Origin of the sequence: Georgenia sp. Z1344 (assembly GCF_049856295.1) — a bacterium.
Lineage (GTDB): Bacteria > Actinomycetota > Actinomycetes > Actinomycetales > Actinomycetaceae > JB111.
Map to the genome: position 1 here is coordinate 1 of NZ_JBNDMZ010000001.1, position 11,797 is coordinate 11,797.

Here is an 11,797-nt window from a genome sequence, read left to right on the forward strand (position 1 = left end):
CCGGTGCCGCCGACTCCGGGGCGTGGGTTCTACCTCAACGACGGCTGGGACGCGGTCGCGGAGCACGAGTTCTCCTTCGGCCGGGTCGGTGACGAGGTGCTCGTGGGTGACTGGGACGGTGACGGGAGCGACTCGCTCGCGGTCCGTCGCGGGAACAGCTACTTCCTGTCCAACTCGCTGTACGGCGGGAACGCGGACGTCGAGCTCGACTACGGCCGGGCGAGCGACACGGTGCTCGTGGGTGACTGGGACGGTGACGGCGTGGACACCTTCGCCGTGCGCCGGGGGAACAGCTACTTCGTGTCCAACACCCTGGAGTCCGGGGACGCGGAGACCGAGCTGGACTACGGCCGCGCCCCCGACGCCGTCCTCGTGGGTGACTACGACGGCGACGCGATCGACACGTTCACGGTGCGTCGGGGGAACCGGTACTTCATCGCCAACTCGCTCACCGGTGGGAACGCGGACTCCGAGCTCGCCTACGGCCGGGCCACGGACGAGGTGTACGTCGGTGACTGGGACGGTGACGCGGTCGACACGTTCGCGGTGCGGCGTGGGATCACGTTCTTCGTCTCGAACTCGCTCACGGCGGTCAACGCCGAGATCGAGCAGGACTACGGCCGCTCCGGTGACGAGGTCTTCGTCGGCGACTGGGACGGCAACGGCACCGACACCGTCGGCATCCGCCGCTGACCGATCACCAGCTGATGGCGAGTGAGCGCCGCCCGGACCACGGTCCGGGCGGCGCTCACTCGTCTGCGAGAAGCGCGCTCGTCACCTCGATGAGTCGCTCCCGCAGCGGCGCCGCCCGCACCGCCATCTCCTTCTGCCGGCGCGCATACTCCGCCCTCCCGGCGGGCTCCTCGATGCGCACCGGCGCAAGCCCGTAGCCCGACACGTCGTACGGCGCCGCGGCCATGTCGAGCCGCCGCACGTCGAGGGCGAGATCGGCGCAGTCGAGCAGCAGCTCGCCGGGGACCGCGGGCCCCAGCGTGAGGCACCACCGCAGCAGGTCCATGTTGACGTGCAGGCAGCCGGGCTGGTCGAGCTCGATCTGTCGCTCACGGGTGGGCGTGAGGGTGTTGAGGGGTTCGGCGTCGGGCGTGAAGAACCGGTACGCATCGAAGTGGCTGCAGCGGATCGTCGCCGACTCGACCGCGGCGTCCGTGGCCGCCTGCCCGAGCCGCAGCGGTAGCGGGTGCCGGTGCCGTTCCTGCCGGTAGACCATCGCCCACTCGTGCCAGCCGAAGCAGCCGAGGGTGGGCGCCCGGCCGGCCGTGCGGCGCAGCAGCTGGTCGACCCACCGCACGCCGTCGCCGCGGTCGGCCACGAACGCGGGCACGTCCAGGGTCACGCCGCCGTCCTCGGTGCGGCGGTGCCAGCGCCAGGCGGAGCGCTCGTCGAGGTCGGCGACCGATTCCGCGCCCTCGCCCGCGGGGTGGGCATCGGCGGGGTGCGCGTCGTCGTCGGGCAGGAGCTCCACCCCGACCCCGGGGTGCCACCGACGTGCCTTGCCCGGCTTGAACGGGTAGTACTCGTAGAGGAAGTCCTCGACCGCGTGCTTCTCGTGGCGCGAGCGCCGAGCGCGATGGCCGGCGGTGAACGCGTCCGCGCGCGCGGCGTGCTCGGCGGCGCGCGCCCGCCAGTTCCTCGCCGTCAGTCGCACGTCGCCCAGGGTAGGCAGGTCACCTCACCGCCCCCGACGACGACGAACCGCGCGTTCCGTGGGTGGCCGCCGCCCTGAGCCGCACTCTCGACCATCCGTGGTGGGCCTGAACCGCACTCTCGACCACCGGGGCTGCTCCCAACCGCAATCTCGACGAGCACGAACCGCAATCTCGGCGAGCCATAGGATCGGGGCATGCGCATCGCCCGCTTCGTCACCGACGGCAACCCCCGCTACGGCGTCCTCGACGAGGACTCCGCCGAGCTCGTGGTCCTCAAGTCCGACCCGCTGTTCGCCGGGTTCGACACGACGGGGGAGCGGGTCCCGCTCGACTCGGCCCGGCTGCTCTCGCCGGTCATCCCGCGCTCGAAGGTCATCGGCCTCGCCCGCAGCTACCGCACCGACGAGATGCCGGACCCGGAGCCGGTGCTGTTCATCAAGCCCAACACCTCCGTCATCGGCCCCGACGACCCGGTGGTGCTGCCGCGGTGGAGCAGCGAGGTCTGGTACGAGGCCGAGCTCGCCGTGGTCATCGGCCGGATGGGCAAGGACGTGCCCGTCGAGCGCGCCGACGAGATCATCTTCGGGTACACCGCCGCCAACGACTACACGGCGAAGGACCAGCTCGCCCCGGGCACGTCGTGGACGCGGGCGAAGGCCTGGGACACGTCGACGCCGATCGGCCCGTACCTCGCGCTCGACCTCGAGCCGGACGACCTCGCCGTGCGCGCGCGGGTCGACGGCGGGCTCACCCAGGACGGCCGCACCTCGCAGCTCGTCTCGACGGTGCGGGAGATCGTCGCCCAGGTCTCGGAGGTCTTCACGCTCCTGCCGGGCGACGTCGTGCTCACCGGGACGCCCGCCGGCAACGGGATCGTCACCGAGGGGCAGCGGGTCGAGGTCGAGGTCGACGGCATCGGGTCGTTCACGAACCCGATCCTGCGCCGGGACTGACCGCGGCGCCCGCGCGGGCCCGGGACTGACCGCGCTCGGACCGAGCCCGGACCGGGCCCCGGCCGCGCTCGGACCGGACCCGAGACCGACCGGGCGCCCGACTACCCTGGGCGCACCATGACTGACACTGCCGCCCCGCGCCCCGACGTCCGCGTCCGCTTCTGCCCGTCCCCGACCGGCACGCCCCACGTGGGCCTCGTGCGCACCGCCCTGTTCAACTGGGCCTGGGCGCGGCACACCGGCGGCACGTTCGTCTTCCGCATCGAGGACACCGACGCGGCGCGCGACAGCCAGGAGAGCTACGACCAGCTCATCGACACGATGCGCTGGCTCGGCCTCGACTGGGACGAGGGCGTCGAGGTCGGCGGCCCGCACGGCCCCTACCGGCAGTCCGAGCGCGGCGAGATCCACGCGGGCGTCATCGAGCAGCTGCGTGCGGCCGGCTACCTCTACGAGTCCTTCTCGACGCCGGAGGAGGTCGAGGCCCGTCACCGCGCGGCCGGGCGTGACCCCAAGCTCGGCTACGACAATTTCGACCGCGACCTCACCGACGACCAGGTGGCCGCGTTCCGCGCCGAGGGCCGGGAACCGTCCCTGCGGATGCGGATGCCGGCCGAGGACATCACCTTCGACGACCTCGTCCGCGGCGAGATCACGTTCACGGCCGGGTCGGTGCCGGACTTCGTCGTCGTGCGGGCCAACGGGCAGCCGCTCTACACGCTCGTCAACCCCGTCGACGACGCGCTCATGGGCATCACCCACGTCCTGCGCGGCGAGGACATCCTCTCCTCGACCCCGCGGCAGATCGCGCTGCACCGCGCGCTCGCCGAGCTCGGCGTCTCGGCCCAGGTCCCGGAGTTCGGGCACCTGCCCTACGTCATGGGGGAGGGCAACAAGAAGCTCTCCAAGCGCGACCCCGAGTCCAACCTCTTCCTCCACCGCGAGCGCGGGATGATCCCCGAGGGCCTGCTCAACTACCTCGCCCTGCTCGGCTGGTCGATCGCGCCGGACAACGACCTGTTCACGCGCGAGGAGATGGTCGCCGCCTTCGACATCCGCGACGTCCTGGCCAACCCGGCGCGCTTCGACAACGACAAGGCCACCGCCATCAACGCCGAGCACGTACGCCGCCTCGAGGTCGGCGACCTCGCGCGCCGGCTCGTGCCGTTCCTGCACTCCGGCGGGTTCGTGGCAGCGGACTCCTACGAGGCGCTGACCGACCGCGAGCGCGAGATCCTCGACGCCGTCGCCCCGCTCGTGCAGACCCGCATGCAGGTGCTCGGCGAGGTCACCGACATGGCCGGCTTCCTCTTCGTCGACGGCGCCGACCTCACCTACGACGAGAAGGCCGTCGGCAAGCTCGCCGACACCGCGCCGTCCGTCCTCGCCTCGGGCCGCGAGGCCCTCGCGGCGCTTCCCGCGGACGGGTTCACGACGGCGAACATCGAGGCCGCGCTGCGGGCCGCTGTCGTCGAGGGACTGGGGATCAAGCCGCGCCACGCGTTCGGTCCGCTGCGCGTGGCCGTCACCGGGCGTCAGGTCTCCCCGCCGCTGTTCGAGTCGATGGAGATCCTCGGGAGCGACGAGACGCTCGCGCGGATCGACCGGCTCGCCGGGCAGCTGGGGGAGTAGGACGGACCGGCGGGGGACCGGCGTCACGTCGGGGTCGTGAGGTCCCTCACCGGAGGCCCGATCCGGTTGGACGACCCGGTTGAAGAGGGTAAAGTTCAACGCCGGTACGAGGTCGCGAGTTCGGCCCCGGAGCGTGCTCCGGAAGCTGACCATCGGACGACCGACTACCCCCATGGGGTATGGTGTAATTGGCAACACGACTGGTTCTGGTCCAGTTATTCTAGGTTCGAGTCCTGGTACCCCAGCTCCTCCGGCGCCCCGGCGTCGGACGTCACCGCCTCGTTCGGTGGCAGGCCCCCATCGTTTAGCGGCCTAGGACACCGCCCTCTCACGGCGGCGGCGCGGGTTCGAATCCCGCTGGGGGTACACGGTGACTGACCTCACCGGCACGTCGGAGCCCATCGGGTGACGGCGGGGCGTCGGTCCGGTAATGTCTCCCGGGCGCCGCGGCGCACAGCACGATCGCAGGACACAACAGCACATCGCAGGCCCCCATCGTTTAGCGGCCTAGGACACCGCCCTCTCACGGCGGCGGCGCGGGTTCGAATCCCGCTGGGGGTACAGATCGACGGCCCCCGGACCACATGGTCCGGGGGCCGTCGTCATGCCCGGCCGCGGCCGCGCCGGCGGGCCACCCGGGTGCCGGCCGCGCGCTCGTCGTCGGACCGGTCCCGAGCCTGGCCGGGACGGGACGGGACGGGCCCGACGCGGCTACTCCTCGGCGTCCTCGTCGGTGGTGCGCACGACCTCGCTCAGGCGGTTCGCCGCGGCCATGACGGCGGGTGCGAAGTGGCGGCCCGGCTGCCGGCCCATCCGCTCGATCGGCCCGGAGACGGACACCGCGGCGACCACGCGCCCCGACGGCCCGCGTACGGGCGCCGACACCGAGGCGACCCCGGCCTCCCGCTCGCCGACGGACTGGGCCCAGCCCCGGCGTCGGACCTGGGAGAGCATCGTCGCGGTGAAGGTGGCCCCGTGCAGCCCGCGGTGGAGCCGGTCCGGCTCCTCCCACGCGAGCAGCGTCTGGGCGGCGGAGCCGGCGAGCATCGACAGGGTCGCGCCCACGGGGATCGAGTCGCGCAGGCCCACCGGCCGGTCGGCGGCGGCCACGCAGATGCGCTGCTCGCCCTGCCGGCGGAAGAGCTGGGCCGACTCGCTCGTGTGGTCGCGCAGCGCGAGCAGCACCGGGCCGGCCGCGGCGAGCAGCCGGTCCTCGCCCGCGGCCGACGCGAGCTCACCGAGGCGTGGGCCGAGCACGAACCGCCCCTGCATGTCGCGCGAGACGAGGCGGTGGAACTCGAGGGCGACCGCGAGGCGGTGCGCCGTCGGGCGGGCGAGGTGAGTGGCAGCGACGAGCTGGGCGAGGGTGGCCGGCCCCGACTCGAGGGCCGCGAGCACTGCCGCGGCCTTGTCAAGGACGCCGACTCCGCTAGAGTTGTCCATGGATCAAGACTACTATCTCAGCCCCTGAGATGCACGCACGTTGGACGGACGTGCGGTTCGGACCGGATGAAGGAGTACGGATGAGCGGCACGCTCGCCGAGAAGGTGTGGCAGGAGCACGTGGTGGCACGCGGGGAGGACGGCGCCCCCGACCTCCTCTACATCGACCTCCACCTCGTGCACGAGGTGACGAGCCCGCAGGCCTTCGAGGGCCTTCGGCTCGCCGGCCGCCAGGTGCGTCGCCCCGACCTGACGATCGCCACCGAGGACCACAACACGCCCACGGTCAACATCGACCTGCCGATCGCCGACCGCACGTCGCGCAAGCAGATCGACACGCTGCGCGCCAACGCCGAGGAGTTCGGTGTCCGGATCCACTCGCTCGGTGACGCCGAGCAGGGCATCGTCCACGTGGTCGGCCCGCAGCTGGGTCTCACGATGCCCGGGATGACCGTGGTCTGCGGCGACTCGCACACCTCGACCCACGGCGCGTTCGGGGCGCTCGCGTTCGGCATCGGCACCTCCGAGGTCGAGCACGTCCTCGCCACCCAGACCCTCCCGCTCGCGCCCTTCAAGACGATGGCGATCAACGTCGAGGGCGAGCTGCGACCGGGGACGACGTCGAAGGACATCATCCTCGCCGTCATCGCCAAGATCGGCACCGGCGGCGGCCAGGGCTACGTCCTGGAGTACCGGGGCGAGGCGATCCGCAAGCTCTCCATGGAGGCGCGGATGACGATCTGCAACATGTCGATCGAGGCCGGCGCCCGCGCGGGCATGATCGCCCCCGACGAGACGACCTTCGAGTACGTCAAGGGCCGCCCGCACGCGCCGCAGGGCGCGGACTGGGACGCCGCCGTCGAGCACTGGAGGACGCTGCGCACGGACGACGACGCGGTCTTCGACGCCGAGGTCACCCTCAGCGCCGCGGACCTCGAGCCGTTCGTCACGTGGGGCACGAACCCCGGCCAGGGCCTGCCGATCTCCGGCGCCGTCCCGGACCCCGCGGACATCGCCGACGAGAACTCCCGCAAGGCCGCCGAGCGCGCCCTGGAGTACATGGCGCTCACCCCGGGCACGCCGCTCAAGGACATCGCCGTCGACACGGTGTTCATCGGCTCGTGCACGAACGGGCGGATCGAGGACCTGCGTTCCGTCGTCGAGGTCATCAAGGGCAAGAAGAAGGCCGACGACGTCCGGGTCCTCGTGGTCCCGGGCTCGGCCCGGGTCCGCCTCCAGGCCGAGGCCGAGGGCCTGGACCAGGTGTTCGCCGAGTTCGGCGCCGAGTGGCGCAACGCGGGCTGCTCGATGTGCCTGGGCATGAACCCCGACCAGCTGGCCCCCGGCGAGCGCGCGGCGTCGACCTCGAACCGCAACTTCGAGGGACGCCAGGGCAAGGGCGGCCGCACCCACCTCGTCTCGCCGCTCGTGGCCGCCGCCACCGCGATCCGCGGCACCCTGTCCACGCCCGCCGACCTGGAGCCGGCCGCCGAGCCCGTCGGCGCCGGCGCCTGAGGAGGAGCACGCCATGGAGAAGTTCACCACCCACACCGGGGTCGGCGTCCCGCTGCGGCGCAGCAACGTCGACACGGACCAGATCATCCCGGCCGTCTACCTCAAGCGCGTCACCCGCACCGGCTTCGAGGACGCCCTGTTCGCCGCCTGGCGCGGCGACCCGGACTTCGTCCTCAACCAGCCGGCCTACGCCGGGGCGTCCGTGCTCGTGGCCGGCCCGGACTTCGGCACCGGCTCCTCCCGCGAGCACGCCGTCTGGGCGCTCAAGGACTACGGCTTCCGCGTGGTGCTGTCCACGAAGTTCGCCGACATCTTCCGCGGCAACTCCGGCAAGCAGGGCCTGGTCGCCGGCCAGCTCGCCGCCGAGGACGCCGAGGTGCTGTTCAAGATCCTCGAGTCCGAGCCGGGCACGCCCGTGACCGTCGACCTCGAGTCGCGCACGGCGACCGCGGGCGACGTCACCGTGCCGTTCCAGATCGACGACTACACCCGCTGGCGCCTGATGGAGGGCCTCGACGACATCGGGCTCACCCTCCAGAAGGAGGACAGCATCGAGGCGTTCGAGCAGACGCGCGCCGACTGGCGCCCCAAGACGCTGCCCGCCCGCACGCTGGGCCCGGGCGAGGTCACGCTCGCCCGCCCGGTCGGCGAGGAGGCCGCTCTCGGCTGAGCCGCGTCGGTCGGCACCGGCGCGGGACGCCCGACGAGGCGCCCGCGCCGGCGGCCGTTCGTCGTCGTCGGACGCCCCGGTCCTCGCCGTCCCGACGTGAGGCGGGGATGAGAGCTCTCTCCCCGCGACGCCCCGTGAGTGCCCTCACGGCGGTCCGGGGGAGGCGCGACGTATCCTGAACGGCGTCACGCGCCGACCGGTGCGCGGCACCGCCCCCGGCTGGCCCAGGGGCCCACCGCGTCCGGCGACCGCCCGCGGCGCACGGATCGGAGGCTCGATGAGCGACCTGCTGACGATGAACGACGTCCTGACGATCGAGGGCGGTCGGCCCCTGAGCGGCGAGATCACGGTCCGCGGCGCGAAGAATCTCGTCTCCAAGGCGATGGTGGCCGCGCTGCTCGGCGAGACGCCCTCGGAGCTGCGCAACGTCCCCGACATCCGCGACGTCGAGGTCGTCTCCGGCCTGCTGAGCATCCATGGGGTCGGCATCGAGCACGACCACGAGGCCGGCGTCCTGCGGATGGACCCGAGCAACGTCGAGTCGGCGCACGTCGCGGACATCGACGCCCACGCGGGGTCCTCGCGGATCCCGATCCTCTTCTGCGGCCCGCTGCTGCACCGCCTCGGCGAGGCCTTCATCCCGGACCTCGGCGGCTGCCGCATCGGCGACCGACCGATCGACTTCCACCTCAACATCCTGCGCGAGTTCGGCGCGGTCGTGGACAAGCAGCCCTCCGGCATCGCCATCACGGCGCCGAAGGGCCTCAAGGGCTCCGTCATCGAGCTGCCCTACCCGTCGGTCGGCGCCACCGAGCAGACCCTGCTCACCGCCGTGCGCGCCGAGGGTCGCACCGAGCTGCGCGGCGCCGCGACCGAGCCCGAGATCCTCGACCTCATCGCCGTCCTGCAGAAGATGGGCGCGATCATCTCGGTCGACACCGACCGCACGATCCGCATCGAGGGCGTCGACCGCCTCGAGGGCTTCCGGCACAACAGCCTCTCCGACCGCATCGAGGCCGCGTCCTGGGCCTCCGCCGCGCTCGCCACTGGCGGCGACATCCTCGTCAAGGGCGCGACCCAGCCCGAGATGATGACCTTCCTCAACACCTTCCGGAAGGTCGGGGGCGCGTTCGACGTCCGCGACGACGGCATCCGCTTCTGGCACCCCGGCGGCGACCTCCAGCCGATCGTCCTCGAGACGGCCGTGCACCCGGGCTTCATGACGGACTGGCAGCAGCCGCTCGTCGTGGCGCTCACGCAGGCCGAGGGGCTGTCGATCGTCCACGAGACCGTGTACGAGAACCGGTTCGGCTTCACCGAGGCGCTGCGCGGCATGGGCGCCGAGATCCAGGTCTACCGCGACTGCCTCGGCGGCTCGCAGTGCCGGTTCGGGCAGCGGAACTTCTACCACTCGGCCGTCATCTCCGGCCGGACCCCGCTCAAGGCGGCCGACATCGTCGTGCCCGACCTGCGCGGCGGCTTCTCCCACCTCATCGCGGCGCTCGCCGCCGAGGGCACCTCCCGGGTCAGCGGCATCACGCTCATCAACCGCGGGTACGAGCACTTCATGGACAAGCTCGAGGCCCTCGGCGCCGCCGCCTCGATGACCGACTGATCGATGTCCGACTGACACCGCCGGGCCCCTCCGGGTCCCGAAGCACCACCCCGCCCGACGCCGGAGCGCACCTCGCGCTCCGGCGTCGGGTCGTTCGGTGGCCGGGTGCCGTCACGGGGGTTCATCGAGATTGCGGTTGGTGCACGAACCGAGACCACGGCGCGCACCAACCGCAATCTCGACGACGACGAACCGCAATCTCGACGACGACGAACCGCAATCTCGACGACGGGGTGGGATGACAAACCTCATGGGGCGGCCGTGACGGGGCCAGGAGAGCCGGTGAGTGCACGCACTGGGGGGAGCGGGTAACCGGCGGCATCGTGGATGCCATGACGACGACGACCAGCACCCAGGCACCCCACCGACCCGGCCCCGGCACCGAGACCGACACCGTCATCGAGGCGCGCGACCTGCGCCGGTCCTACGGCTCCGGCAAGGACGCCTACGAGGCCGTGCGCGGCATCGACCTCACCGTCCGCCGCGGCGAGCTGTTCGCGCTGCTCGGCACCAACGGCGCCGGCAAGACCTCCACCCTCGAGGTCCTCGAGGGCCTCGGCCGGAGGAGCGGCGGCACCGTCTCCGTCCTCGGCGGCGACCCCGTCAAGGACCGCGCCCGCATCCGTCCCCGCACCGGCGTCCTGCTCCAGGAGGGCGGGTTCGTCGCCGAGCTCACCGTCATGGACACCGCCCGCTCGTGGCACGGCACGCTGCCCAGCTCGATCGGGCCCGAGGCCGCGCTGTCGATGGTCGAGCTCGACCACCGCCTCGACGTCCGCGTCCCGTCCCTGTCCGGCGGCGAGCGGCGCCGCCTCGACCTCGCGCTCGCGCTCATGGGCGACCCGGAGCTCCTCTTCCTCGACGAGCCGACCGCCGGCCTCGACCCGCAGTCGCGCGCCGTCCTGTGGGACCTCGTGCGCGCCCGGCTCGCGAGCGGGACGACCGTCGTCCTCACCACGCACTACCTCGAGGAGGCCGAGTCCCTCGCCGACCGGATCGCCATCATGCACCAGGGCGAGATCGTCAGGGAGGGCACGCTCGCGGACATCGTCGCCGACGAGCCGGAGCGGATCTCCTTCACCACCGCCGGCACCGAGCACCTGCCCGTCGCCGGACTGCCGCACCTGCTCGCCCGCCCCGCCCACGAGCGCGGCCGCACGGTCCTCGAGACCCACGACCTCCAGGCCACCCTCACGGCGCTGCTGACCGCCGCGTCCGACGCCGGCGTCCGCATCGAGGGGCTCGACGCCCGCCACGCCTCGCTCGAGCAGGTCTTCCTCGGCGTCGCAGGCTCCGAGCTCGACCAGCAGGCCGCCGCATGAGCGCCCGGGCCGCCACCGACCGTACCGACCGTCAGGAGAACGTCATGACCACCGACCAGTCCGTCGCGACGACCGACCGCGCCACCGCCGAGAACCCGTACGGCGCGGGGCGGCCCCGCCCCGCGGCCGGCGCGGAGGAGCCGCCCACGGCGACCCCGCGCCGCACCGGCCCGCTCGGCCGCATCGCCTCCCTCGCCGTCGCCGAGCTCAAGGTCCTGCGCCGCAACTCCGTGGCCGCGTTCTACGCGATCGCCATGGCGCCGGCCATGCTGCTGCTGATGACGACCCTCCCCGTCTGGGAGGACATCGCGTCCGTCGCCGGCCCCTCGATGTCCGTGCGCGCGCTGGGCATGCTCGCGATCTTCGGCATCGTCATGGCGATCTACTTCAACCTCACGACGGCGGCCGTCGCCCGCCGCGAGTCCCTCGCCCTCAAGCGGCAGGTCTCCGGCACCGCCCGGCCCTGGGAGGTGCTCACCGCCCTGGCGATCCCCAACACGGCGGTCTTCCTCGCCCAGGTCGTCATCGCGTTCGCCGTGGTCGCCACCCGCATGGAGATGCCGGCGCTGACCAACCCGCTCGTCGCCGTCGTCGGCGTCCTCCTCGGCGCCATCGTCTTCGCCCTGCTGGCCTACGTGACGACCATCGTCACCCGGACCGCCGAGTCCGCCCAGCTCACCACGATGCCGATGATGCTCGTCGGCCTCGTCATCTCCGGCGCGCTCGTGCCGATGTCGGTCCTCCCCGACACCGCGGCCACCGTCCTCGAGCTCCTCCCGGTCATGCCGATCACGGAGCTCGTCACGATCGGCCTCGGGGGCACCTCGCTGGCCGGACAGGAGCTCAGCCTCATGGAGACCTTCACCCACGCGGCCCGCCCCGCGGCCGTCCTCGCCATCTGGATCGCGGTCCTCGCCGTCGTCGTCTCGAAGAAGATGCCGTTCGAGCCGCGCCGCTGACCGCGGTGCCGGCCGGCCGCCG

General features: G+C 72.5%; 10 protein-coding genes and 3 tRNA genes. 11 read left to right on the forward strand and 2 right to left on the reverse strand.

Annotation, left to right across the window (positions count from 1 at the left end; all coding sequences use genetic code 11):
- The coding region (locus ACPYO6_RS00005) for a hypothetical protein (RefSeq protein ID WP_425712829.1) at positions 1 to 693 on the forward strand (693 nt) is incomplete at its 5' end.
- A 55-nt stretch (positions 694 to 748) separates the two neighbouring features.
- On the opposite strand, the gene ACPYO6_RS00010 is transcribed toward ACPYO6_RS00005, so the two are convergent.
- Positions 749 to 1,666 carry a 3-methyladenine DNA glycosylase gene (locus ACPYO6_RS00010; protein ID WP_425712830.1) on the reverse strand — a complete coding sequence of 306 codons (918 nt, stop codon included), beginning with the start codon at positions 1,664 to 1,666 and terminating at the stop codon, positions 749 to 751.
- A gap of 195 nt (positions 1,667 to 1,861) precedes the next feature.
- On the opposite strand from ACPYO6_RS00010, the gene ACPYO6_RS00015 reads away from it, so the two are divergent.
- From ACPYO6_RS00015 to ACPYO6_RS00035, 5 genes are all read left to right on the forward strand, one after another.
- Positions 1,862 to 2,620, forward strand: coding sequence for a fumarylacetoacetate hydrolase family protein (locus ACPYO6_RS00015; RefSeq protein WP_425712831.1), 759 nt, complete (start codon positions 1,862 to 1,864; stop codon positions 2,618 to 2,620).
- Positions 2,621 to 2,737: 117 nt separating this feature from the next.
- Complete coding sequence (gene gltX, locus ACPYO6_RS00020) at positions 2,738 to 4,252, forward strand: glutamate--tRNA ligase (RefSeq protein WP_425712832.1); 1,515 nt, start codon at positions 2,738 to 2,740, stop codon at positions 4,250 to 4,252.
- Positions 4,253 to 4,425: 173 nt separating this feature from the next.
- Positions 4,426 to 4,497: transfer RNA gene (locus tag ACPYO6_RS00025), tRNA-Gln, on the forward strand.
- A 48-nt stretch (positions 4,498 to 4,545) separates the two neighbouring features.
- A tRNA-Glu gene (locus ACPYO6_RS00030) sits at positions 4,546 to 4,618 on the forward strand.
- A gap of 122 nt (positions 4,619 to 4,740) precedes the next feature.
- A tRNA-Glu gene (locus ACPYO6_RS00035) sits at positions 4,741 to 4,813 on the forward strand.
- 150 nt (positions 4,814 to 4,963) lie between these two features.
- Here the strand turns inward: ACPYO6_RS00035 and ACPYO6_RS00040 are convergent.
- The gene (locus ACPYO6_RS00040) at positions 4,964 to 5,695 is read right to left on the reverse strand and encodes an IclR family transcriptional regulator (RefSeq protein ID WP_425712833.1); all 732 of its coding nucleotides are present in this window, start codon (positions 5,693 to 5,695) and stop codon (positions 4,964 to 4,966) included.
- 80 nt (positions 5,696 to 5,775) lie between these two features.
- On the opposite strand from ACPYO6_RS00040, the gene leuC reads away from it, so the two are divergent.
- The 5 genes from leuC to ACPYO6_RS00065 all read left to right on the forward strand — a co-directional run bounded on the left by leuC (position 5,776) and on the right by ACPYO6_RS00065 (position 11,775).
- Positions 5,776 to 7,209 (forward strand): 3-isopropylmalate dehydratase large subunit, encoded by a 1,434-nt coding sequence (gene leuC, locus ACPYO6_RS00045; RefSeq protein ID WP_425712834.1) that lies wholly within the window; start codon positions 5,776 to 5,778, stop codon positions 7,207 to 7,209.
- Positions 7,210 to 7,222: 13 nt separating this feature from the next.
- Entirely contained in the window at positions 7,223 to 7,879 is a 657-nt protein-coding gene (gene leuD, locus ACPYO6_RS00050) for a 3-isopropylmalate dehydratase small subunit (RefSeq protein WP_425712835.1), read from the forward strand.
- A 295-nt stretch (positions 7,880 to 8,174) separates the two neighbouring features.
- Positions 8,175 to 9,494 (forward strand): UDP-N-acetylglucosamine 1-carboxyvinyltransferase, encoded by a 1,320-nt coding sequence (gene murA / locus ACPYO6_RS00055; protein ID WP_425713186.1) that lies wholly within the window; start codon positions 8,175 to 8,177, stop codon positions 9,492 to 9,494.
- Positions 9,495 to 9,826: 332 nt separating this feature from the next.
- The gene (locus ACPYO6_RS00060) at positions 9,827 to 10,816 is read left to right on the forward strand and encodes an ABC transporter ATP-binding protein (RefSeq protein ID WP_425712836.1); all 990 of its coding nucleotides are present in this window, start codon (positions 9,827 to 9,829) and stop codon (positions 10,814 to 10,816) included.
- Between the two features lie 44 nt (positions 10,817 to 10,860).
- The gene (locus tag ACPYO6_RS00065) at positions 10,861 to 11,775 is read left to right on the forward strand and encodes an ABC transporter permease (protein WP_425712837.1); all 915 of its coding nucleotides are present in this window, start codon (positions 10,861 to 10,863) and stop codon (positions 11,773 to 11,775) included.
- Positions 11,776 to 11,797 lie beyond the last annotated feature (22 nt).

Coding starts and splice junctions, on each gene's coding strand:
- gltX (WP_425712832.1), top strand. CDS start 2,738: ATGACTGACACTGCCGCCCCGCGCCCCGACGTCCGCGTCCGCTTCTGC.
- murA (WP_425713186.1), top strand. CDS start 8,175: ATGAACGACGTCCTGACGATCGAGGGCGGTCGGCCCCTGAGCGGCGAG.
- ACPYO6_RS00060 (WP_425712836.1), top strand. CDS start 9,827: ATGACGACGACGACCAGCACCCAGGCACCCCACCGACCCGGCCCCGGC.
- leuD (WP_425712835.1), top strand. CDS start 7,223: ATGGAGAAGTTCACCACCCACACCGGGGTCGGCGTCCCGCTGCGGCGC.
- ACPYO6_RS00015 (WP_425712831.1), top strand. CDS start 1,862: ATGCGCATCGCCCGCTTCGTCACCGACGGCAACCCCCGCTACGGCGTC.
- leuC (WP_425712834.1), top strand. CDS start 5,776: ATGAGCGGCACGCTCGCCGAGAAGGTGTGGCAGGAGCACGTGGTGGCA.
- ACPYO6_RS00040 (WP_425712833.1), bottom strand. CDS start 5,695: ATGGACAACTCTAGCGGAGTCGGCGTCCTTGACAAGGCCGCGGCAGTG.
- ACPYO6_RS00065 (WP_425712837.1), top strand. CDS start 10,861: ATGACCACCGACCAGTCCGTCGCGACGACCGACCGCGCCACCGCCGAG.